This window comes from Pantoea sp. 18069 (assembly GCF_902706035.1).
Taxonomy (GTDB): Bacteria; Pseudomonadota; Gammaproteobacteria; order Burkholderiales; family Burkholderiaceae_C; genus Comamonas.
In genome coordinates this window covers 1-713 of sequence record NZ_CACSJA010000101.1, presented here as the reverse complement: position 1 = coordinate 713, position 713 = coordinate 1, and the positions used below count along the sequence as shown (strand labels likewise).

Below are 713 nucleotides of genomic sequence, written 5' to 3'. Positions count from 1 at the left end.
GCAGCCACTTCGGCGTGGCGCAGGAACGAGCTGTAGACGCCCGCGTAACCGAGCGCCAATGTCTCGCGGTCCACGCGCACCGGACGGTCCTGCAGCGGACGCACGATGTCGTCGGCCGCGTCCATGAGCTTGTAAAGATCGGTGCCATGGTTCCAGCCCAGGCGATCGGCCGCGGCAATGAACACTTCGAGCGGCGCATTGCCCGCGCCCGCGCCCATGCCGGCCAGGCTGGCGTCGACGCGGTCGCAGCCTTCCTCGACCGCGACGATGGAATTGGCCACGCCCAGGCTCAGGTTGTGGTGGGCATGCATGCCGGTCTGGGTCTCGGGCTTCAGGACATCCTTGAATGCGCGGAAGCGCTCGCGCACATCCTGCATGCCCAGGGCGCCGCCCGAATCCACCACATAGCAGACCGTCGCGCCATAGCTTTCCATCAGCTTGGCCTGCCGGGCCAGGCCTTGCGGCGTCTGCATGTGGCTCATCATCAGAAAGCCCACGGCCTCCATGCCCAGGTGGCGCGCGTACTCTATGTGCTGGCGCGACACGTCGGCCTCGGTGCAGTGCGTGGCCACGCGCACCACGCGCACGCCGGCGTCATAGGCGGCCTTGAGGTCATGGACGGTGCCTATGCCCGGCAGCAGCAGCGTGGTGATCTTCGCGTGCTTGACCACGCTGGCCACGGCCTCTATCCATTCGAGGTCGGTGTGGGCGCC

The 713-nt window shown here is 67.5% G+C and carries 1 protein-coding gene; it reads right to left on the bottom strand.

The genetic code is table 11. From position 1 onward, the window contains the following. The coding region (dmpG, locus tag GVL12_RS25745; protein ID WP_159918385.1) for a 4-hydroxy-2-oxovalerate aldolase at positions 1–713 on the bottom strand (713 nt) is incomplete at both ends.